General features: G+C 62.6%; 15 protein-coding genes and 1 pseudogene. 5 read left to right on the top strand and 11 right to left on the bottom strand.

Annotation, left to right across the window (positions count from 1 at the left end; all coding sequences use genetic code 11):
- Nucleotides 1–67 precede the first annotated feature (67 nt).
- The 5 genes from AB3G88_RS03150 to pbpC all read right to left on the bottom strand — a co-directional run bounded on the left by AB3G88_RS03150 (nucleotide 68) and on the right by pbpC (nucleotide 5,010).
- A complete protein-coding gene (locus tag AB3G88_RS03150; protein WP_158878342.1) occupies nucleotides 68–625 on the bottom strand; it encodes a DUF4136 domain-containing protein in 558 nt (185 codons plus the stop codon).
- Between the two features lie 45 nt (nucleotides 626–670).
- Nucleotides 671–1,273 (bottom strand): DUF4136 domain-containing protein, encoded by a 603-nt coding sequence (locus AB3G88_RS03145; protein ID WP_099583587.1) that lies wholly within the window; start codon nucleotides 1,271–1,273, stop codon nucleotides 671–673.
- A gap of 24 nt (nucleotides 1,274–1,297) precedes the next feature.
- Entirely contained in the window at nucleotides 1,298–2,047 is a 750-nt protein-coding gene (locus tag AB3G88_RS03140; RefSeq protein ID WP_480453168.1) for a methyltransferase, read from the bottom strand.
- On the bottom strand, nucleotides 2,040–2,348 hold the full coding sequence (locus AB3G88_RS03135; protein WP_003188211.1) for a MazG-like family protein: 309 nt from the start codon (nucleotides 2,346–2,348) through the stop codon (nucleotides 2,040–2,042). The genes AB3G88_RS03140 and AB3G88_RS03135 overlap by 8 nt, the downstream gene beginning before the upstream one ends.
- Before the next feature lie 331 nt (nucleotides 2,349–2,679).
- Nucleotides 2,680–5,010, bottom strand: a complete 2,331-nt coding sequence (pbpC, locus tag AB3G88_RS03130) for a peptidoglycan glycosyltransferase PbpC (protein WP_480453166.1) — start codon at nucleotides 5,008–5,010, stop codon at nucleotides 2,680–2,682.
- An 89-nt stretch (nucleotides 5,011–5,099) separates the two neighbouring features.
- On the opposite strand from pbpC, the gene AB3G88_RS03125 reads away from it, so the two are divergent.
- Nucleotides 5,100–5,393 carry a hypothetical protein gene (locus AB3G88_RS03125; protein ID WP_099583590.1) on the top strand — a complete coding sequence of 98 codons (294 nt, stop codon included), beginning with the start codon at nucleotides 5,100–5,102 and terminating at the stop codon, nucleotides 5,391–5,393.
- A gap of 41 nt (nucleotides 5,394–5,434) precedes the next feature.
- Here AB3G88_RS03125 and AB3G88_RS03120 read toward each other — a convergent pair whose 3' ends face one another.
- Entirely contained in the window at nucleotides 5,435–10,330 is a 4,896-nt protein-coding gene (locus tag AB3G88_RS03120) for an alpha-2-macroglobulin family protein (protein ID WP_480453164.1), read from the bottom strand.
- Nucleotides 10,331–10,629: 299 nt separating this feature from the next.
- Here AB3G88_RS03120 and AB3G88_RS03115 point away from each other — a divergent pair, with 299 nt between their 5' ends.
- Nucleotides 10,630–11,979 (top strand): MATE family efflux transporter, encoded by a 1,350-nt coding sequence (locus AB3G88_RS03115; protein ID WP_191959608.1) that lies wholly within the window; start codon nucleotides 10,630–10,632, stop codon nucleotides 11,977–11,979.
- A 134-nt stretch (nucleotides 11,980–12,113) separates the two neighbouring features.
- Here the strand turns inward: AB3G88_RS03115 and AB3G88_RS03110 are convergent, their stop codons facing one another.
- From AB3G88_RS03110 to AB3G88_RS03090, 5 genes are all read right to left on the bottom strand, one after another.
- Nucleotides 12,114–12,977 carry an alpha/beta hydrolase gene (locus AB3G88_RS03110; RefSeq protein WP_099583593.1) on the bottom strand — a complete coding sequence of 288 codons (864 nt, stop codon included), beginning with the start codon at nucleotides 12,975–12,977 and terminating at the stop codon, nucleotides 12,114–12,116.
- Nucleotides 12,978–13,074: 97 nt separating this feature from the next.
- Nucleotides 13,075–14,988: an arginine decarboxylase gene (speA, locus tag AB3G88_RS03105; RefSeq protein WP_099583594.1), complete on the bottom strand. Its 1,914-nt coding sequence runs from the start codon at nucleotides 14,986–14,988 to the stop codon at nucleotides 13,075–13,077.
- 142 nt (nucleotides 14,989–15,130) lie between these two features.
- Nucleotides 15,131–15,502 (bottom strand): translation initiation factor Sui1, encoded by a 372-nt coding sequence (locus AB3G88_RS03100; RefSeq protein WP_099583595.1) that lies wholly within the window; start codon nucleotides 15,500–15,502, stop codon nucleotides 15,131–15,133.
- Between the two features lie 179 nt (nucleotides 15,503–15,681).
- Nucleotides 15,682–16,218 carry an NUDIX hydrolase gene (locus AB3G88_RS03095; RefSeq protein WP_112193225.1) on the bottom strand — a complete coding sequence of 179 codons (537 nt, stop codon included), beginning with the start codon at nucleotides 16,216–16,218 and terminating at the stop codon, nucleotides 15,682–15,684.
- Between the two features lie 2 nt (nucleotides 16,219–16,220).
- Nucleotides 16,221–17,288 (bottom strand): DUF2333 family protein, encoded by a 1,068-nt coding sequence (locus tag AB3G88_RS03090; RefSeq protein ID WP_099583597.1) that lies wholly within the window; start codon nucleotides 17,286–17,288, stop codon nucleotides 16,221–16,223.
- A gap of 299 nt (nucleotides 17,289–17,587) precedes the next feature.
- On the opposite strand from AB3G88_RS03090, the gene AB3G88_RS03085 reads away from it, so the two are divergent.
- The 3 genes and pseudogenes from AB3G88_RS03085 to aroQ all read left to right on the top strand — a co-directional run bounded on the left by AB3G88_RS03085 (nucleotide 17,588) and on the right by aroQ (nucleotide 22,002).
- On the top strand, nucleotides 17,588–19,258 hold the full coding sequence (locus tag AB3G88_RS03085) for a response regulator (RefSeq protein ID WP_099583598.1): 1,671 nt from the start codon (nucleotides 17,588–17,590) through the stop codon (nucleotides 19,256–19,258).
- Nucleotides 19,259–20,757: 1,499 nt separating this feature from the next.
- Nucleotides 20,758–21,273, top strand: a pseudogene (locus AB3G88_RS03080) (methyl-accepting chemotaxis protein); the annotation flags it as partial.
- A 273-nt stretch (nucleotides 21,274–21,546) separates the two neighbouring features.
- On the top strand, nucleotides 21,547–22,002 hold the full coding sequence (gene aroQ, locus AB3G88_RS03075; RefSeq protein ID WP_099583600.1) for a type II 3-dehydroquinate dehydratase: 456 nt from the start codon (nucleotides 21,547–21,549) through the stop codon (nucleotides 22,000–22,002).
- Nucleotides 22,003–22,011 lie beyond the last annotated feature (9 nt).

Here is a 22,011-nt window from a genome sequence, read left to right as displayed (position 1 = left end):
AGGCTTGGGAGGTGCGTTGGCCAGTGGCCATAAATTGCTGTTCGGGTTGATCCAGTGGCGGGCCAGGTCAGTGCGGCGGGTAGCTGGAAAGGATGCGCGTCACCGTCGTGCGGATCGCGTTATCACGGTCCTGTGGGTTGGGCGTGCTGCTCATCAGCTGTTCATCGCTGCCGCGCCACACCAGTTTGCCGTCCTTGCCATCGAGCAAGTCGATCTGGAGGGTCGCGACTTTGTAGGTGATGTTGCGCGTTTCGTTGTACATCGGCGCGCCCCAGTAGCCGTTCCACGGGCCGCCCCAGGCGCCGCCGTAGTTGGTGGTGACTTGCTGCTGGCGGTCTTCGACGATGAGGTAGGCCTGTACGGTGAGGTCGGCCTTGGTACCGGCTGCGGCGGGGCGCAGGCCGCGTTGGTCGAGTTGCTCGCCCACAGCTTGGCGGATGCGCTGTTCAGTGAGGTCGCTCTTGATCCGTGGATCATCAGGGCGGTATTGCAGGGCCGGGTCTTTCCAGGCCCAGTTGCGGTAGGCGCCGAAGTCTCGGCTGGCGTCATAGTCGTGGTTGACCTGGCTGGTCTGGCAACCGCCCAGCAGCACGACAAAAGCGAGCGTAGCGATGCGACGAAACATGGTTTTTCTCCAAAAAGCGAACAGCGCTTGAAATGAGAATAGCGGTTAACGGGGCGGGTAGGCGCTCATGGCCTTTTGCACGGCCTGGCGCAAGGCATCGGCGCGCTCGCCGAGGCTGCCCTGGCTGGCAGTTTCGGCGCTGGTGCTCCACACCGGCTGACCGCTGCGGGCGTCAAACAGGTTGACCCGCACCACGGCTACCGTCACCTCGTAAGTGCGCACGATCGGCGCCGAGTTGTACATCCCGTAGCCATTGCCGTAGCGGTTGTAGCCGCCGTAGCCGTAACCGTAGTCATCCTGGACTTGCTTGAGACGCTTCTCCAGGCGCACGTCCGCACTGACCAGCACGTCGGGCGCGCGGTTGTCGTGCAAGGGCCGCAGGCCGCGTTGGTCGAGCGCGCCGCTGACGGCTTCGGCAATTTGCGCCGAATCCGCCCAGGCCGAGCCCGCCGGCAGTTGGCCGTTGCGCCACGCCCAATTACGGTAGGCGCCGTAGTCGCGCACCGGCGCAGGATACGCACTGGCATCAAAGGTGGTGGCCGCCTGGGCCGGCGCCGGCGGCAGAGGCGCAGACGCCGCCACATAAGGGTTGGGGCTGGAACACGCGCCCAGCCCGAGGGATAACAGGATCAAACAGAGACGACGCATTTCGACCTCCGCAGACTGGGCCGCTTAAACCGGACGGCAGATCCAGTGCAAATAACGCCCAAGTCCGGCAAAGCTTGGGTGACGACGGTGAGCGAGTTCCATCTCAACAAGGTCCTGTAAGTTCACGCGGGCCTGGAATTCCACCGGCATATAGTCGTGGAAAACGCGCACGCCACTTTGGCTTTCGACCTGCCATAGCCCGTCGAGTTGCGCCGCCAATTCGCGCGGGTCGAGGGGCTGTTGCGGGGTCAGGCTCTGCTTTTCGCCGGCCATGTCGTTCTTGCGCATTTTGCGGAAGTGGCCTTTGAGCAGGTTGCGATAAATCAGCGCATCACGGTTGTAGAACGCCAGGGACAGCCAGCCACCCGGCACCGTCAGTTGGTGCAGCACCGGCAGGATTGCATGGGGTTCGGCCAGCCATTCCAGCACCGCGTGGCACAGCACCAGGTCGTAAGGTTCGGTGAGCTGGCCGAGCAGGTCTTGCCAGGGCGCATGGATAAAGGTCGCCGTCTGCCCGGCCTCGGCGAAGCGCTGGCGCGCACCTTCAAGCATCGGCCCGGCGGGTTCTGCCAGGGTCACCTGGTGGCCGCGCTCGGCCAGCCACAGCGACATATGCCCCAGCCCCGCGCCGATATCCAGCACGCGCAAGGGGCGTGCCGGCAGGGCTTCAATCAAGTCGGCCTGGAGCACCGCCAGGCGAATCGCGCCTTTGGCACCACCGTAGATTTTCTCGGCAAAGCGCGTGGCCAACTGGTCGAAATGACGGTCACTCATGGGCAAACCGCCGTTCGCTGTCAGCCAGTTTGGCGCGCACCACTTCGTTCATGTCCAGGCCCAGCTCACTGCACAGCAGCAGCAGGTAGAGCACGATATCGCCGACTTCCTGCCCGGCGTGGGCGAGTTTGTCGGCGGGCAACTGGCGGGATTGGTCTTCGGTCAGCCATTGAAAGATTTCCACCAGCTCGGCCATTTCCACGCTGGCGGCCATGGCCAGGTTTTTCGGGCTGTGGAACTGCTTCCAGTCGTTGGTATCGCGGATGCGGTGCAGGCGTTCGGTGAGGTGTTCGAGGTTCATAGGGGGCTCCTGAAGGGTATAGCTTCCGGGGGATGAGCCTTCAAGGCAAGTGAATCACTTGTGTGGGAGGGCGCTTGCCCCCGATGAGCATGGGTATCTACACAACTCTCAAAGGCTTACACATAACACTGTGGTGAGCGGGCTTGCCCGCGCTGGGTGGCGAAGCCGCCCTAAAACCAGGTGATCGGGTTCTTGCTGATGCTACGCGGTGTTTGTTATTGGGGCTGCTTCGCAGCCCAGCGCGGGACAAGCCCGCTCACCACAACAGCCCATTTGCCATAGATTCAGCATCCACTGGAAGTTGTGTCGATACCTATGCCCCGATGAGGCCCTAATCCACCACGCTGAATTCAAGCCGTGCAGTTTGACCGGCCTCATCGAGGACACTGAGCTGATAGCGCCCCAACCGCTCGAAACTGGCATTGATAAAGTCCTGATTGGCACTGTCCCCCAACGGCGCGCCATTGAGGAACCACCAGCGCCGACCACTGCCGCCCAGGGCCGAGATTTTCAGGCGCAGGGTTTGTTGGCTGGCGGCGGGCAGGCGCAGTTGGTCGCCTTCACGCACGCCGACAATGGACAGCGGCGAAGACGCGGCCAGCGCCGGTGGCGGGCAATCCGGATCGGCGGCCGGGATGCGTGCTTCGCGGCGTTCGGCCCTTGGCAGCCACGGTTCCAGCGGGGCGGGCCAGAGGGCGATATGGCGGGCGACGGCACCGGGGCAATGGGCGTCAACCCGCAGGCCCTTGGCGTTGACCCAGATACTTTCCATCAAGCCCACACTCAGTGGTTGGTCCAACGCCTGCAAGGTCGGCGGCGTGGTGTTGTCCAGGGTCCAGGCGAAGCGTTGGCGCCGACAATTCGGATCGCTGCGGCTCATCGGCTGGCCCAGGGGCCAACAGATCGCCGCCACGCCGACAGTGGCTGGCACCGGTAAAACCGGCGCGCTGATGCCGCGCTGGCTGTCGCGGTTGGTCAACACGTCATGCACCTGCAACATCAGAGGCGCCGCCGACGCCAAGCCGAACTGGCCCGGCACGGGCGTGCCGTCCGGTCGGCCGATCCACACGCCGATCAGGTAGCGCGGCCCCACGCCAATCGCCCAGGCATCGCGAAAGCCGTAGCTGGTGCCGGTTTTCCAGGCAAGCACCGGGCGCTGCACCAGCTCGGCACGCGGGTCGCGATCCGGCCGCGCTTGCCCACTGAGGATGCGCCGCACAATCCAGGCAGAACCCGGCGACAGCATTGGTCGTTCTCTCAACGTGTCGTCAGGCTGCAATCGGATGGAAGCGCTTTTACCGGCCCGGGCGAAGGCACTGTAACCACCCACCAAATCTTCCAGACGGCTGCCCGCGCCGCCGAGGATCAGCGCCAGGTTCGGCTCGGCCAACGCAGGCAATGCCAGGGGCACGCCGCCGATGCGCATCTCGGCGGCAAATCGCTTGGGCCCGTAAGCTTCCAGCAACTGCACCGCCGGCAGGTTCAGGGAACTGGACAACGCAGTACTCGCCGGCACCGCGCCGGTAAACCCCATGGAGAAATTGCCCGGCCGATAATCACCATACCGCCGGGGCACGTCCTGCAGCAGCGACTCGGAGTGAATCAGCCCCTCATCCAGAGCCAGGCCATACAGGAAGGGCTTCAAGGTCGAGCCTGGCGAGCGCAACGCGCTGATCATGTCCACATGGCCAAAGCGCCTGGCGTCGTTGATGTCCACCGAGCCCAGATACGCGCGCACGGCCATGGATTCCTCTTCCACCACCAGGATCGCGGCCGAGGTGTGCTCCGGCAACCGTGCGCGCCAGCCCAGCAACAGGTCTTCGAGACGGCGTTGCAGGGTGGCGTCAACGGTGGTGCGGATCAGCGGCGGGCTGTCGGGGCGGTTCAGGCGGCGGGCGAGCAAGGGGGCCAGGCTCGGTTCCAGGCGTGGGGCAAGTAGCAGCGGTTCTTCAAGGGCTTCGTCGACCGCCGATTGCGGCCATACCTTAAACTCGGCGAGGCGCCGCAAGACCTTGTCCCGAGCCTGCTGGGCACGCTGCGGATGGCGGTCCGGACGCAAGCGGCTAGGCGCCTGGGGCAATACGGCAAGCAAGGCCGCTTCGGCATGGGTCAATTGCGCCGGGGATTTGCCCAGATAGGCCCAACTGGCCGCGGCCACGCCCTGCAACGTGCCGCCAAACGGGGCGCGATTCAGGTAGAGGTTGAGGATTTGTTCCTTGGACAGGTGCCATTCCAACTGCGCGGTGCGCCACAGCTGGCGCAATTTACCGTGAAAGGTGCGTGAATGCGGGTCGAGCAAACGGGCGACCTGCATCGACAAGGTGCTGCCACCCGACACCACCCGAGCGCCGGTCAGGTTCTGCCAGGTCGCGCGCGCCAACGCCAGCGGGTTTACGCCTGGATGCTGGTAGAACCAGCGGTCTTCGTAGGTGAGCACGGCGTCCAGGTAATACGGCGAGACTTCGCTGGTTTGCACCGGGTAGCGCCACACCCCATTAGCATCGGCAAACCGCCACAACGGCGTGCCATCCTCGGCCAGCACCACCCGCGCCAGGTCATCCTTGGGCAGGGGCAGCGGCCAGATACGGTCGGCCAGCCACAGCAGGGCAATCACCAACAGGAGGGTCGCCAGGGTCCAGCGGGCAACTAAACGCAATTTCAAACGGGCAAACCTCTATGCTGGTAGGGAACTAGCCTGTCGCATTAACAACCAAAGGCACAGACACGCCCACCTCTTATCAGGACACGCACATGCAGGTAGAAAGCTTTTTCGAGTGGTTGGGCCAGGCGCTCGGCTCCATCATCCGGTTTATCGTCGACGGCCTCAGCGGTTTGTTCGGTGTGCTGACCCATGCCGGCGCAAACTTTGTCGAAGGGTTGTCCCGTACGCTGGGCATGGACACGTCGATTATCAGCATCATCACCCTGATCGTCGGCCTTATGTTGCTCTACTCGGCAGTCCGCGCATTTATGCGGGCGTCGATCATCATGGGGATTATCTGGTTGCTGCTGGGGCTGTGGCTGCTCAGCTGGGTCGTGCACTAATCCCCTGCGGGAGCGAGCAAGCCCGCTCCCACAAGGGTTCTTCAGCGGCCCTTGATGACCAGGTCCGCCGGGGTCTCCCCCACGGCCTGCCAGTTCGGCCGATACATCGACTCCACCTGCGGCGGCGGCACACGGTAGGTGCCCGGCGTCACCGCACGCGCCAGGTACAGCAGGTGCGTGGTGCCATCGCCGTCCAGGTTGATCGCCGCCACATAGCGGTCATCGCGGAACTCCTGATGCTTGAGCGCCGCGTTCTGCATCGACTCGCGCCATTCCTTCACTTGGCTGCTGGCGTTTTCCAGGCTGGCGGCACTTTGCGCCAGGTTCTGGTTTTCCAGCTCCAGGCCAGCGGGCAGGAGGTCGACCACCAACGCATCCGGTACGCGCTGCTTGGCGCTGACCGCCAGATGCACCAGCACCAGGTCGCCGCTATTAAGGCTGCGCAGGTTCAGCGGCTGGCCGTTCATACCCAGGTATTCACGGCGGATGCTCAGGTTGTCGCCACCCGGTGCCGGCGGCACTTGCGGGTAACCCGAGATCGTCAGTTGCTGGTACACCGGCGTGTCGCCCTGATTGCTCAGGCTCAGATCGCCTGAAAGCAGCTTGCCTTCCAGGTCCAGCGTCGACTGTTGATTGTTCAGCTCATGCTCACCGCCGCTGCCGTTGAGCAGGACCTTCCAGGCCGACTCGGGCTGGGCGAACCCCAGGCGCCCGGCCAGGAACAGCGAATTGCGCTCCTGGGTCGACAGGTACGGGCTGGCCGCCAATTGGTCCGACAGGGTAAACAAACGCTCTTCGCGCTTGCCCTTGGCCAAGTCATTCTCTTCCAGCAACGCCAGGATCATCGCCTGGTCCCGCAGCGGGCTGCCGTAGTCGGCCAGCCATTCCTTGGCGCTGCGTTGCGCTGCCAAGCCTGCCTGCAACGCCTGGTCCGCACGCGGCTGGTCGCCCATCTTGTGCAAGGCGATGGCCAACTGCACCAGCGGCAACCCGGAACGCGCATCGCTGCGTCGCTCGAAAATGCTGCGCAGCGCGCCCAGTGGCGCCTGCTGACTGCGCGCCAGCACCATGCCGGCGTAGGCTTGCACGGCAAAGCGCGTGTGTTCGGCGTTGTCGCTGTAGTCGACTTCGATCAGGTTGCGCTCCTGCACATACCGCAGCAGGCGCTCGCTGGCCTTTTTCAAGGCTTCAGGCGGCACGGCAAAACCCTGGTCGCGGGCGCGCAGCAGGAAGTCGGTGACGTAGGCCGTCAGCCAATATTCTTCTTCGCCGTCGGCGCCCCACAAACCAAAGCTGCCGTTGTAGCGCTGCATGCCCAGCAGGCGTTCGATGCCCAACTCGATCTTGCGCTTGCGCTCGGCATCCGGCTCGCCCTTGATGCTCAGACGCTTGAGCAACGCATCGTCAGCGTACAGCGACGGGTACAGGCCGCTGGCGGTTTGCTCCAGGCACCCATACGGGTACGCCTTGAGCGCCGAGATCTGCGCGCCGAGGTTCAGCGGCGGCCGGCTCGACAGGCTCAACAGCGCCTCACGCCCGGAGGCATCGAATTGCTCCAGGCTGCCGGCGGGCAAGCTCCAGGGTTCATTCTTAAGCACTGCGCGGTAATGCTTGAGCAGCGCCGGATAAGCCGGACGCACGCCCAAGGTCCACTCGCGGCTGAACGGTGGCAGGTTTTCACCCGGCAGGTCCAGCCCGTTGACTGTCACCTTCACCTTGCCCTGGCCCAACCCGCCCCAGGCTTTCACCGGGATACGCAGGGTGGTGCGCTGGCCTTGTTTGAGCTCAACGGTTTGCGCGGCAGTGTTGACCAATTCCAACTGCCCCTCGGCGCTCAGTTGCACATCGAGTTTCTGCGCCTTGCCCGACAGATTGGACAGGTCCAGGGCCAGTGTCGTCTGGTCACCGCCGGCGAGGAAGCGCGGCGCCGACAGCTCGGCGATCAGCGGCGCGGCAATCACCGTCTTGGCTTCGGCCATGCCATAGCGGTCATCGCTCCAGGCCTGGGCCATCAGGCGCAGTTCGCCATTGAAGTCGGGGATGTTGACGCTGACTTCGCCCTCGCCCTTGTCGTTCAAGGTCACAGGCGCGCTTTGCAGGGCGACGATGGTCACGCTGGTGTCCGGGCGCTTGCCACCCTTGGCCAATGCCGCGTCGCCACCGAAGGCCAGGCTGGCCAGACGGCCCTGCCCGGCTTCGATCAACTGGCCGTAGATGTCGAACTGGTCCACGCCATACGCCTTGCGGCCGAACAGGCTGGCGTACGGGTCGGGCGTCGGGTACTCGGTGATGTTGAGGATGCCCACGTCCACCGCCGCCACCAGCACATGCACCTGTTTGGGCACGCTGCCGTCGGCGTTTTTGGCGGTGACTTTCACTGTCAGTGGTTGTTTGGGGCGCATTTTTTCCGGGGCGGTGAGGGTCACGCCGAGCTTGCACTGGGTGCGATCCAACGGCAGGTGCAGCAGGCCCACGGCGCGTTTGGGGGTGATATTGGCCTTGCGTTCGCCGGGACGAATCACCAGGGCACTCACATACAGGTCATGGCGCGACCATTTAGGGTCGAGTTTCACGGCGAAGCTTTTGCCCTCGGCCGGCACCTCGATTTCCTGCCACCACAGCGGCCCTTCGGCGGATTCCACCAGCAGGTAGCCTTTACCGGCAGCGGGCGGCGTCACGGTGACATTGGCGGTGTCACCGTCGCCATACGCCGGTTTATCCAGCGCCAGCTTGACCTGATCGGGCCGCACGGCGCCGCCTTCGGTGTTGTCCTGGGCCTGGTAACCGGCCCAGAAACGCAGGCTGCTGACCAGACCGGTCTGCGGGTCTTCAACCTCGACACGGTACGGGCCCCACTCCACCTGGAAACTGACCTTGGCGGTGTCGCCGGCCTTGATGTTCAGCGTCTGCTCATCAAGGTTGAGGAATTTCTCGTTGTAGTGGTAACTCCAGCCGTCGTTATCGGAGTAGTTCCAGTAATAGTCGCGGCGCTCGCGCACCAGGCGCACCTTGAGGTTTTGCGCGGCGAGTTTCTGCCCGTCCTGGTTGGCCAGCAGCACTTCGAATTCCGCCGGGCCATCGCCGTTGGTTTCGGTGCCGTCAAACAGCCCGCGCAGGCCCGGCAATTGCTCGGCCGGCCAGATGGGTTGCACCAGGCGACGGGTGATCGGCCGGCCGCCCGACTCTTGCAGGCTGGCCTGCACGATCAGTTGCAGCGGTGATTTGGCCTCGGCCCATTTGCTTTCCAGGGTCAGTTTTTCCTGGCCCTTGGCATCAAGGACACTTTCGTCCAGTTCAAAATCCTGGCTCAGTTCTTCTTCGGTGACGGAACCGAACTGATAGCCCGGCAGCGCCTTGACCGCTTCGCGCAGCGGCCGCACATAGACTTGCCCGCTGACCCGATTGCCGGAAGCTGGCGCGCCGTACAGGTAACGGCCGTTGACCTGGATGACGGGGTTATCCGCCGGGCTCAATGCTGTGTCGCTGCCCTTGAGTTCCAGCGCCAGGCGCTCGGGCAGGAAGTCTTCGACGAGGAACTCATACAACTGCGGTTTGCCGTCGCCGAGGTCGAACACCAGCTGCCAACGCCCGGTCGGCGCCTCTGCGGCCAGTTGCAGTTGGTATTGATAGAGGCCGGATGCGTCGGCATCCCAGACAAATTTGCGGCTGACTTGTTCATCCGGGCGGCGCACCTCGACACTCACCGGCTGCGGCTTGACGGCGTTGCCGTCCTTGTCGCGCAGCAGGGCGTTGAGGAGCACGGTTTCGCCGGGGCGATACAGGTCGCGCGGGCCGAATACAAAGAACTGCAACGGGTGCGCGGGTTGGCCGCCGATGTCGAACTCCGCCAGGTCCAGCGCAGCGCTGTCGAGGCGCAGCAGGCTGGTCTGTTCGCCTTGCTTGGCAAGCAAAACCTGGGCCTTTTTCGGCAACGGCAACTCGGCGTGGCCACCCTTCTCGGTCTTGCCCTGGCCCAGCACGCGACCATCGGCATCCAGCACTTCCAGGTCGACGCCATCCAGCGCTTTGCCGCCTTCCAGTGCCTGGGTAAACACATCCAGGCGATTGGCGTAGCGATGCACCGACAGGCCGATATCACTCAGGGTAAACAGCGTGGCCGGTTGCGAATAGTTGTAGGTGCCCGAAGCGCGCATCACTGCCAGGTATACGCCCGGCTGCTGCAATTGCTTGAGGCCGGCAATGGGCAGCAGCAGGGTTTCACGGGTATTGCGCGCCGGATTGAGATCAAAACGGCCGCCGTAGACCAGATCGGCCAGCGGCAGCAGTTCACGGGATTCATAGCTTTGCAGGCTGGTATTGCGCCCCCACTGCGCCAGGAACGACGGCAGGGATTCGGGCTTGATGCGGAAGAATTCGACGTCGATCTTGTCAACGTTCAGCGCGATCACCGGCAGGCCCTCGGCGAGGCGCGTCGGCAGCAAGGTGCCACGGCTGGCGAAGCCGACGGTGGCTTGCAGGTCACGGGTTTCCAGGCGGGCGATGTACTCGGCGGCGAGCGTGTTGTCGTTGACCGCTTTCACCCCGGCGTCGACTGTCAGCACCAGTTTGCGCTGGGGCTCAAGGTGGCGCAGGCGCAGCTCCATCAGGTTATCGGACAGTTCCCAGGCGCCGTCGACCTTGCCCGATTTGCTGTCCACCAGGTGGAGCCTATCGGCGAACTTCTGGTCGGGGTCCAGGGGAATGGAGAAACTCACCGACAAGGTGCTGGCCCCGTCCAACTGCACCTCGGACACGTCCACCACGCTCAACTCACGCCCGGCATAACGCTGCTTCAGCGCTGGCACATCCACCGCTGCCTTGGCCGGTTTCGGCGCAGCCGCCACTGGGGGCGCGGACGGCGCAGCAGGTTTATCGGAAGAATCGCAGGCGCTCAGCAGGGCCAGCGCGCAAGCCAGGAACAATCCTTTGTTAAGCATGGGGCACTCGTAGTGAGAGGGAACCGAGGGGTGAACTATATATCAGCGCCGGCAAAGCCGATGTGGCGCTGGTCACATTGACCGACGGAGGGTGGGTTGGTTCTGGATCTGCTTCAAGCCAAGCCAATTCCCACAGCCTATAAAGAATAAAATGTGGGAGGGGGCTTGCCCCCGATGACGGTGGGTCAGTTGATGCATGAGTTGACAGACACACAGCTATCGGGGGCAAGCCCCCTCCCACATTGGTCCTGCGGTGCGACGGAGGGCCAGTTACACTGCTGCTCCCCAGAGGAGCCTCCATGCCCACCTTACTCACCGACTGGCGCCACCGGCCCACACATCGCCGCGTCTGGGCCCTGGCCGCGCCGATGATCCTGTCCAATATCTCCGTGCCGCTGGTGGCCTTGGTCGACAGCATGGTCATCGGCCATCTGCCCCATGCTCATCAGTTGGGTGCCGTGGCCGTCGGGGCCAGCCTGTATACCTTTCTTGCCTGGGCCATGGGTTTCCTGCGCATGGGGTCCACCGGTTTCGCCGCCCAGGCCGCTGGCCGCAACGATGGTGCGGCGCTGCGACAAATCCTGCTGCAAGGTCTGTTGCTGGCGCTGGGGCTGGCGATGTTGCTGGGCACGGTAGGCATTCCCTTGAGCCACCTGGCGCTGGAGTGGATGCAGCCGTCACCCGAGCTCGATCAACTGACTCGTGACTTTTTCCACGCCCGCCTGTTCGGCCTGCCTGCCGCCCTGGCCACTTATGCGCTGGTTGGCTGGTTCCTCGGCACGCAAAACGCCCGCGCGCCGCTGGCGATTCTGTTGACCACCAACCTGGTGAATATCGCGCTCAACCTGTGGTTCGTGCTCGGTTTGGAGTGGGGCGTGGTCGGCTCCGCCCGCGCCTCCGTGATCGCCGAATGGACCGGCGCCCTGCTAGGTCTGGCGCTCACGCAAAAAGCCCTGCGCGCCTACCCCGGCCATATCGCCTGGGCCGCGCTGAAAGTGTGGCAAAGCTGGCGCCCATTGCTGGCGGTGAACCGCGACATTTTTATCCGCAGCCTGGCGCTGCAATCGGTGTTTTTCATGATCACGGTACAAGGCGCGCGCCTGGGCGATGCCACCGTGGCGGCCAACGCGCTATTGCTCAACGGGCTACTGTTGACCGCCCACGCCCTGGACGGTTTAGCCCACGCGGTGGAAGCCCTGTGCGGCCACGCCATCGGCGCCCGTGATCGCCAGTCCCTGCGCCGTTCATTGGTGGTCGCAGGTGGCTGGTCGCTGATTGCCAGCGTCGGTTTTGCGCTGCTGTTCAGCCTGGCCGGACACCTGTTTATCGCCATGCAAACCGACATCCCCAGCGTGCGCGACACCGCTGATATCTACCTGCCCTACCTGGCCCTGCTGCCGTTGATTGCGGTTTGGAGCTATCTGTTGGATGGGCTGTTTATCGGCGCAACGCGAGCGCGGGAGATGCGCAATGGCATGCTGCTGACGGTGTTGCTGGCACTGCCCTTCGCCTGGGCGCTGCAGGGCTTGGGCAATCACGGCCTTTGGATCACTTTCCTGCTGTTCATGGCACTGCGCAGCCTGACCCTGGGGGTCATCGCTTGGCGGCTCAAGCAGCGTGGCCACTGGTTCGGTACCGGTGCTGACTGACCCCTGCCAGAACATCACAACAATACCCACTAACGGCACGGGTACAATTAACCAGGTCATCCAGATATAACCTTGGCAACTGTCCGTACGCTCAATGCACTGAATTCCATTGACCAAGCCAAAAGCAGCTAGGTTTATTGGCCGGAGGTGGACTCGATAAACCCAGTCACCCTATCCAGCACCGGCGCCAACCAGCGCAAAGGCTTGGCGATAGACGCCACCAATGTCGCATGGCCGGTTCGGGTGAAATACAACACCTCGACCGGCGCACCCGCTTCCCGCAGTTTTTTCGCTAACCCTCCCGTGTTGCGGGTGGGGTTGACGAGCGTGTCATCGGTCGAGGCAATCAACAGGCTTGGCGGCGCGTCACGGCTGACGTGGTTGATCGGCTGCGATTCCGGCGGCGAGTCTGGAAAGAAGAACACGGGCTTCACGTCTGGGTTTTCAATCGGCAAGAAGTCATAAGGCCCGGCCAGGCCGATCCAGCCTTTGAAGATCGAAGGTGCCAAGCCCACTGCATTGAGCCAACGCCCATCCAGCGCCAGCATCGAGGCGTTATAAGCGCCGGAGCTATGGCCCATCACGTAAAGCTGCTTGGGATCGGCGCCGTATTCAGCGCCATGGTGATAAGTCCAGGCCACCGCTTTTGCGCCGTCCTGGAGAAAGGCGGGGTAACGCACTTGCGGGTAGAGCCGGTAGTCTGCGATCACCACCACCACGCCACGTGAAGCCAGGGCTTCGCCGACGAAAGCGTAGTCGTCCTTGCTGCCGTTGTTCCAGCTGCCGCCGTAGAAAAACACCACCACGGGGGCGTTTGAAATGGCAGGAAGCGGGCGGTAGATATCAAGCTTCTGGCGGGGATTGTCGCCGTAGGCGATGGCGGAAGTTTTGGTGAAGGTGTCGCAGGGTGTCAGTGCATTGAGCACTTTGATCGGCGAGCAGGCCGCCATGAAAGCAGCCATTGCCAGGGTGAACACTTGCAGCCATTTGCTCGACATCGTTCAGCCCCCACACAACCTCAGGAATGGCAGCGTTCCCACTGTGGGAGGGGCCATCGCACCGCCCCTCCCACAGTTGGACTTGTGTCAGCTCAGCTTACGAGGACAGGTACGAAGACCGCGTCAGCCCCAGGCGCAAGGCGTCCAGGAACTGGGTGCGTTCCGACGCAGAGATCTTCGCGCTCGCGCACTTGTCACGGTAATGCGTCATCAACTCCTCCGGCGACAAGTGCACGTAGCGCAGCATGTCTTCGATGGTGTCGTGGGTCTCGATGCCGGCGCTGTACACCGAGCCGTCTTCGCGCTGGTAGATGTTCACCGAGTCGGTGTCACCGAACAGGTTGTGCATGTCGCCGAGGATTTCCTGGTAGGCGCCGACCAGGAAGATCCCCAACAGGTAGTCTTCACCTTCGTTCAAACCGTGCACCGGCAGGCTGGTCTCGATGCTCTGCTCGTCGACGTACTGCTTGATCTTGCCGTCGGAGTCGCAGGTCAGGTCTTGCAGCACGGCGCGGCGCAGCGGCTCTTCGTCGAGACGGTGCAGCGGCAGGATCGGCAATACCTGGCCGATGGCCCAGGTGTCCGGCAGGCTCTGGAACACCGAGAAGTTGCAGATGTACTTGTCGGCCAGCTTGTCGTTGAGTTCGTCCAGCACCTGGCGGTGCGAGCGCTGGCGGGCTTTCAACGAGTTGTGCAGGCGGCGGCACACGGCGAAGTAGCACTGTTCAGCCAGGGCTTTTTCGGCCAGGGTCAGCTTGCCATCGGCGTACTGGGTGGCCACGTCGCTCATGTAGTGAGTGGCGCGCCAGTAGGTTTCGGTGACCATCTCGATGTCGGTCGGGCCCAGCAGGTCCACCAGCCACTGCACGGTTTCCGGCAGGCTTTCCTTGTTTTCGATGGTCGGGATTTCGTCGTTGTGTTTCTCGACGTCAGTGACTTGCACCACCAGCATGGCGTGGTGGGCGGTCAGGGAACGGCCGCTTTCGGAGAAGATATTCGGGTGCGGCAGGCTCTGCGCGTCGCAGAATTCCTTGAGCATGCCCACGACCACACCGGCGTAGTCGTCCATGTCGTAGTTGATGGAGCTGGCGTTACGCGAGTGCGTACCGTCGTAGTCCACGCCCAGGCCACCGCCGACGTCGATGTGATCCACCGGCAGGCCGAGGTTGCGCAGTTCGCCGTAGTAACGAATGGCTTCCTTGAACCCGTGCTGGTAATCGGCCAGGTTGGCGATCTGCGAACCCATGTGGAAGTGCAGCAAGCGGATGCCCTGGTCCAGGCCTGCGGCGCGGAAGCGCTCGACCACGGACAACAGTTGCGCCGCCGACAAACCGAACTTGGACTTCTCGCCACCGGTGTCCGCCCACTTGCTCGACGCGAGGGACGACAACCGCACACGCAGGCCGACCTGTGGCTTGACCTTGAGGCTGGCAGCCTCTTCGATCACCAGGCCGACTTCGGATTCTTTCTCGATCACGATAAACACGTTGTGGCCGAGCTTCTGGCCCATCAGCGCGAGGCGGATGAACTCACGGTCCTTGTAACCGTTGCAGACGATGGTGCCGCCCTTCGGCGCCAGGGCCAGCACGGCCAGCAGCTCAGGCTTGGAGCCCGCTTCGAGGCCAATGGAGACGTTCTGGGTGGCGATGATGTTCTCGATCACCGCTTCCTGCTGGTTCACCTTGATCGGGTACAGCGCGGTGTACTTGCTCTGGTATTCCAGGCGCTCGATGTTGGCGTCGAAGGCACCGGTCAGTTGGCGTACACGGTCTTGCAGAATGTCAGGGAAGCGCACCAGCAACGGCAGCGACAGGCCGCTTTTGCGCAACTGGTCGACTTGCTCGTAAAGGTCGACAGGCGTGCTGTTCGGGCCGTTCGGACGGACTTCAACGCGACCGGCGTCATTGATCGCGAAATACCCGGCCCCCCAATGGCGGATCCCGTAAACACTGCGGCTGTCCGCAACTGTCCATTGGCTGCCATCGTCTTTGCGTGTGCGTCGTACGGACATCGAAGTCCCCTATAAATGAAGGCGAAGGCGCCACCTCTCAAGGAGGCTGGCGCAGTCTAAAGAATGAAAATGACGATTTGCCTGTAAGAAAGGTAGACCTCACTCGCAGGACAGAGTTTAGACACAGGTTGGGAAGAGGCTGTCAGCCACCGGACTTCTTGGCCTTGTAACCGAGCTTGATCAGCTCGGCCAACAGCAGTTCGACGTGATCGCCCTGGATCTCGATGACGCCGTCTTTCAACGCGCCACCGGTGCCACAACGCTTTTTCAGCGCGGTGGCCAGTTCCTTGAGCGCATCTTCAGCCAGGGGCACGCCGGTGATAGTCGTCACCGTCTTGCCGCCACGGCCCTTGCTCTCGCGTCGCACGCGGGCAATACCGTCGCCTTCAGGGATCAGGGTCTGTTTGCAGATACACGAATCCACGGGCTGACGACAGTCCGGGCAGTGTCGACCTGCATCGGTGGAAAATACCAGGCCACCAAGGGCGGCGAAGGATGCGGCTTTTTTGGCCACCGGCAATCCTCTTGGGAGGATGAAGACTGATCGGCGCGCTCATGCACGACCGACCGCGAAGCCCCACTCAGGCAGGGGCAGCGCTACCGAACCGCCAAGGCGGCTCGGGTGAAAAGTCGCGCAGTGTAACGGCAAAAAGCCAACTTGCTAAGGGCCAAATAGCGCCAATTTATGCAACTTTAGCGACGCGAGGCCAGATAGCGGCGCAGGCCCTCTTGGGCGTCCGGGCAGTAGGGCTTTTGTTCGGCCTCCTGCAGGACAATCTCGATGGGCAAAAAGCGCGCTTCCATGACTTCTTCAGGCTGTAAACGCAGGGGCCCATCCCAGACAGCGGAATAGGATCTGCACCACAAACGGCTGTCACCGTCCTCGAAGTAGAAATGGTCATGCTCCACCAATTCCACCCCGCCCACGCCAAGTTCTTCCTCCAGCTCACGCGCTGCGGAGTCTGCATAACTCTCCCCGGCCGCCACCATGCCGCCCGCCGCCGTGTCCCAGAACCCAGGGTACATGGCTTTGCTCAGGGTACGCCGGTGCACACACAGCTCACCGGCGGAGTTGAACAGGAAGATAAACGTGCAGCGGCCGATCAAGCCCCGCTGGCGAAGGTCGGACCTGACGACGGTGCCGAGCAGATTGTCCTGCTCGTCGACCCAGCAGATCAGTTCAGCATCGGAAGCCGCACGGTGCGCGGCCTCCTGTTGAGTGGCGTCCATCATCAACCCTGGTTAAGCAACTGACGCAAATCGATCACCGCTGCGTTGGCCCGCGAGATGTAGTTGGCCATCACCAGCGAGTGGTTCGCCAGTACGCCAAAGCCGCTGCCGTTGAGGATCATCGGGCTCCACACGGGCTCTTGCGAGGCTTCCAACTCACGGATGATCTGACGCACGCTGACCGTGGCGTTTTTCTTGGCCAGTACGTCGGCGAAGTCGACTTCGATGGCGCGCAGCAGATGGGACAGTGCCCACGCCTGACCACGGGCTTCGTAGAACACGTTGTCGATCTGCATCCATGGGGTTTCCACCACCTCTTCGTCGACCTGCGGCACCTCACCTGGCGCCAGGGCTTCGGTTTTGAGTGCGGTGTTCAATTTGACCCGGCCAACACTGGCCGACAGGCGTTGCGACAACGAACCCAGGCGGGTAGCCACATCACCCAGCCAGTTGTTCAGGTTGTCGGCACGCGCATAAAACAGCGCGCCGCGCTGGTTAGGGTCGGACAGGCGCGCTTCATAGCGGCTCAGGGAGTTGATGCCTTCCTGGTACTCCGACTCGCTCGATGGCAGCACCCAGCTCTTGTTATCGAAGTTGAAACGCGGCTCGGCCTTGGCCAAGTCAGCGTCTTCGGCCGATTGCGACTGGGATCGGGCGAAGTCTTTACGCAGGGCACGGGTCAGGTCGCGCACCTGCACCAGCACGCCGTACTCCCAGCTTGGCATGTTGTCCATCCACAAGCCCGGCGGGAAACGGTCGTTGGAGATATAGCCGCCGGGTTTGTTCAGCAAGGTGCCGACCACGGTCTTGAGGGTTTCGACGGTGGTGTAGCCCACCACCATCTGCTTGCCTTCTTTCTCGGCAGCAATTTGCGCGTTCTGCTGGACCGGGAACAGCGCCGGCTCTTCGCTCCAGTACCAACCCAGGGCACCGGTGACCAACAGGTACAGACCCAGCACGCTAAGCAGCGCCCGGCTCATCAGCAGGGTACGAAAATAGCTGCGGTTGGCCGACTTGGGCTCAGGGGCGGGGCCTTTGGCACTGCCTGCACGGTTTTTCCAGTCCAGCATGGCGATATCCTTTCAATCACTTGAGTTCATGCACTTCAATTGACGGCGTGCGTTCAAACACTCCGACCACAACCCTACCCCATCGTGCCCGCCGGTGCGGGGGTTTTCACCAAACTGGCGCAGGAGTGGCGCTGGACTATAAAGGATGGACGCTTTTTACGCTGCGCGACCGTCAGGTCATTAACTGAATCGCACCGACATGCAGTTAATTGACATATGACACTCATCCCACTGAAAAGAGGTGCTAGCATAGAGCCATCAGTTCGACCTCAGCATGCACCCTTACTAGTAGTCAGGATATGACCGAGCCAGAAGACCCCAGCCGTGAGCGTCTCAAGCAGCACTTTGCCCAGCGGGTAATTCATCAGGCACGTCAAATTCTTGAGATCTGGCAGCGCCTGCAACGCAGCGAATGGTCTGGCGCCGACCTCTCCGAGCTCAGCGAGGCCAACCTGCGCCTGCTGCGCTTTGCCGAGCGTTTTGAACAACCCGAACACGGCCAGTTGGCGCGCAACATCGGTGAATCACTCCAAGCGGTGGATGAAAACCGTGGCCGTCTCAGCAGCCAGTTGATCACCGAACTCAACCGTTTGATGCAGCGCCTGTCGCGCACCGGCCTGCGTCAGGGCGACCAGCTGGAACAGACCTTCCTGCCACCGATGCGCAAGCCGATCTACGTGATGCTCGCCGATCACGACCGCGCCGAGCGCCTGGCCAAGCAGCTGGAATTCTTTGGCCTGAGCGCCCAGTCACTGGACAGCGTGGCGGCGTTTCGCGCCTCAATGAGCGAGCGCCTGCCGTCTGCAATCGTGATGGACGTGGATTTCTGCGGCGCAGGCCTGGGCCTCAAGCTCGCCGCCGAAGCCCAGGAAGGCCTGGAGCAAAAGCTGCCGCTGTTGTTTTTCAGCCTGCACGAAACCGACACACCGACCCGACTGGCTGCCGTGCGCGCCGGTGGCCAGGAGTTTCTGACCGGCACACTGGAAGCCTCCAGCCTGCTGGAAAAAATCGAAGTGCTGACCTGCGTCGCCCAGTACGAGCCTTATAAAGTGCTGATCATCGACGACTCGCGGGCCCAGGCGCTGCACACCGAACGGCTGCTCAACAGCGCCGGGATCGTCACCCGCACCTTGATTGAGCCGATCCAGGCCATGGCCGAGCTGGCGGACTTCCAGCCGGACCTGATCATCCTCGACATGTACATGCCCGCCTGCACCGGCACAGAACTGGCCAAGGTGATCCGCCATAACGACCGTTATGTGAGCGTGCCGATCATTTACCTGTCGGCCGAGGACGACCTGGACAAGCAATTGGATGCGATGAGCGAAGGCGGCGACGACTTCCTCACCAAGCCGATCAAGCCGCGCCACCTGATCACCACCGTGCGCAACCGCGCCGCCCGCGCCCGCCACCTCAAGGCGCGGATGGTGCGCGACAGCCTGACCGGGCTGTACAACCACACCCATATCCTGCAATTGCTCGAAGACTGCAGCTTCCGCGCACGCCGCGAGAACAAGCCGTTGAGCTTTGCCATGCTTGATATCGACCACTTCAAGCGGGTCAATGACAGCCATGGCCACCCCATGGGCGACCGCGTGATCAAGAGCCTGGCGCTGTTCCTCAAGCAGCGCTTGCGCAAGACCGACTTTATCGGACGCTACGGCGGTGAAGAATTCGCCATCGTGATGCCCGACACCGACCTGGAGTCGGCCTGCAAGGTGCTGGATGAAATCCGCGGACGCTTTGCCGAAATCCATTACCCGGCACAGCCTCAGGATTTGTGGTGCACGTTCAGCGCCGGGCTGGTGGAGCTGTGCGACGGCTCCGACAGCCTGATGATGGCGGCCCAGGCCGACGAGGCGCTGTATCGCGCCAAGCATGCCGGGCGCAATCGCGTGCAAGCCGCACGGACGTCAAAGCAAAGTGCCACCTTTTCACCAGAATCCACTGACTCCGTCATAACGCTGTAATGAAAACGCAATAACTTCAGGCACTTACCTTTTGCTGTCGGTTGAAACCACGCATGCGCCTGAAGCTGCTGACCAATCTCAACACCCTTCTTCTGGTGGCCGTGTGCCTGGCACTTGGGGCGACGCTGTGGTGGTCGCAACGGGCGCTGGAACGGCCCTATCTGCTGATGGAGCGCTACCTGGGGCTGTCCCAGACCTTCCAGAACCAGGCGGCGCGCAATATCGACGATTACCTGGCCAGCGGCGATGCCCTGCGCCTGAGCGGCGCCAGTCAAAGCCTGGAAAACCTGCTGCAACAGCTGGATGAGCTGCCCGCTGACCTGGCGCAGAACCTGCGCCCCAGCCTGGCTGCCCTGGACACCTTCAGCAAGACCGACCTGCTGGCCGCCGGCAAACTGGCCGGCGACCCACAGGCCTTGCTGCTGCAAGCCGAGCGCGAATTGGGCGCCAACCTGGACCAGTTGAGCCAGTACGCCATGGGCGTCAATTCCCCTGACGGTGCGCGCTACCTTCAACCGCTACTGACCGCGTCCCAACACCTGGGCAAGTTGTCCCTGGCCCGCGACAAGCTGGTGAGCAGCGGGCGTGCGGAACTGGCCAATGATGTGGAGCGCGAAGTCGCCAATATCCGCGCCCAGGCCGACGCGCTGGGACAACTGCCGTTGCTCGGCGTCAAAGCCAGCACCGAATCCAGTACCGATGACTTTTCCGCCCTGATGGGCCTGGAAAACAGCGAAAAAACCGAAGCCCAGGACACCGGTGTCGACCTCAAGCGCGAACTCAACAGCCTGCTGACCCGTTACCCCGCCGAACTCAAGCGCACCCGTGAACAGATCCAGCAACGCAGCGACCTGGCCGCCAGCACCCACCTGAAGATCAACGCCGTACAACAGGCCATCGCCGGTCTTGAGCCTGTGGTGCGTGCGCAACATGGCCTTATCCAAAGCGAAGTCCGCCTGATGCAAGGGGTGATGATCGGCCTGATCCTGCTGATTGCGCTGCTGATCGACACCCTGCAACGCCGCCTGGCAAGGGTGCTGACCAATCTGGCCCCGGCCTTGTCGATCTGGGCCGAAGGCAACTTCAGCCAACCGATCGCACTGGGCAAGACCAACCGCGAACTGCACGACATCGAAGCCTCCCTCAACCGTTTGCGCGCCTACCTGGTGGACTTGGTGGGCACCATTCGCGGCAATGCCGAAGAAGTGGCCGGCAGCAGCCGCGCCCTCGCCGAACTGAGCAGCGGCCTGCACGACGGCGCCGAACGCCAGGCCGGGGACACCGCGCAGATCCGCGATTCCCTGGGCGAACTCGAAGCCACCATCCAGCAAGTGACCGGCGATGCCAGCCAGGCCGCCAGCGCCAGCCGCAGCGCGGGCCAGGCAGTGGAACAAGGCCAGCGGGTGATCGGTCTGAGCCTGACCGGTTTGCATGCATTGGTCGGCGAAGTGCAGCAAAACGCACAGATGATCGAGAAACTTGCTGAAGAGTCCGCCACCATCGGCGGCGTGCTCACGGTGATTCGCTCGATTGCCGACCAGACCAACCTGCTGGCCCTCAACGCCGCCATCGAAGCCGCCCGCGCCGGCGAGGCCGGACGTGGATTTGCGGTGGTCGCCGACGAAGTACGCACCCTGGCCCAACGCACCGCCGGCGCCACCGCAGAGATCCAGGGCTTGATCAGCGGCCTGCAAAACGCAGCCCACCAGTCAGTGGAAGGCATGCGCGCCCAGGTCGAACACGCCGAAGCCACCGCCCAGCAAGCCCAGGCGGCGGATGGAGCGCTGGATGAAATCGTCGGGGCGATCCAGACCATTTCCGACACGGCTGTGCGGATTGCCGACGTGACCGCGCAGCAGAGTGGCGCGGTGAGTGAGATTCGCGATAACAGCGAGCGGATTCATCAATTGGGTGAGGATAATTTGCTGCGCATCGGGCAAGGGCGTAGCCAGGGAGAGCATCTGCTGGTGCTGGGTGGGCAGCTCAACACCGCAGTCCAAGCCTTTCGCGTATGACCCAATCCCGCGCCCTATGAAGATCAAATGTGGGAGGGGGCTTGCCCCCGATTGCAGAGTGTCAGCCACTGCATGTGTTGGCTGATGCACCGCTATCGGGGGCAAGCCCCCTCCCACACTTGATCTCGATGACCAGATCTAAGGCCCCAGTCACAAATTTTGCGCAATCCTCGCTAATCGTGCTGCCTACTGCATAGAACTGGACAGTCACAAAGGCTTTGCGGCATAGTCGCCGGGTTCTGCCGTACTCCCATCAATAACAAGGAACAGCCGATGGCGACCTTACTGGTTCTTCACGGACCCAACCTGAACCTGCTTGGCACCCGCGAACCGGGCGTCTACGGGGCTGTGACCCTGGATCAGATCAACCTCGATCTGGAGCAGCGGGCTCGTGTTGCCGGCCACCATCTGCTCTACCTGCAAAGCAATGCCGAGTACGAATTGATTGATCGCATCCATGCCGCGCGCGGCGAAGGCGTGGACTTTATCCTGATCAATCCCGCCGCTTTTACGCATACAAGTGTTGCATTACGTGACGCGCTGCTGGCGGTGAGCATCCCATTCATCGAAGTGCATTTATCGAACGTGCATAAACGCGAAGCTTTCCGCCATCACTCTTACTTCTCCGACGTAGCGGTAGGTGTGATCTGCGGCCTTGGCGCCAGCGGTTACCGACTGGCCCTGGAGGCCGCCCTGGAACAACTTGAACAACCGGCCAAGCGCCCCTGACCGACCCTT

Source organism: Pseudomonas arvensis, from assembly GCF_056688935.1.
Note: the sequence above shows the minus strand (reverse complement) of the source record. Positions and strands in the feature narration are given on the sequence as shown.